At 71.0% G+C, this 269-nt stretch carries 1 protein-coding gene; it reads left to right on the top strand.

Annotated elements, in window-relative coordinates; all coding sequences use genetic code 11:
• Positions 1-79 precede the first annotated feature (79 nt).
• On the top strand, positions 80-269 hold a 190-nt coding region (locus tag SB660_RS20890), incomplete at its 3' end, for a hypothetical protein (protein ID WP_410584271.1).

Below are 269 nucleotides of genomic sequence, written 5' to 3'. Positions count from 1 at the left end.
CGATCTGCGTCGAGCACGAGAACGAGGGCTGATCTTCTCGGTGTGCCGGGGGTGGGTCGCGTTGCGCGGAGCCGATGGGATGCTGGTGGCCGCGGCACGACGGGGGGTCGTGCTCAGCTGCGTGACGCTCGCCGCTCGCAAGGGGCTGTGGGTGCTCGACGATTCGCGGCCCCATCTCGCGGCGCCACCGCGGTCAGGCCACGCGTCGGCTGCGCGCGGAGTCATCCATTGGAACGCGCCGACCTTCCCTCGCGATCCGGATTCCTGCG

It is taken from the genome of Bacillus sp. SIMBA_005, from assembly GCF_046535585.1.
GTDB classification, from domain to species: domain Bacteria; phylum Bacillota; class Bacilli; order Bacillales; family Bacillaceae; genus Bacillus; species Bacillus pumilus.
The sequence above is the reverse complement of the archived record's forward strand: the minus strand, read 5'-3'. Positions and strand labels throughout refer to the sequence as shown.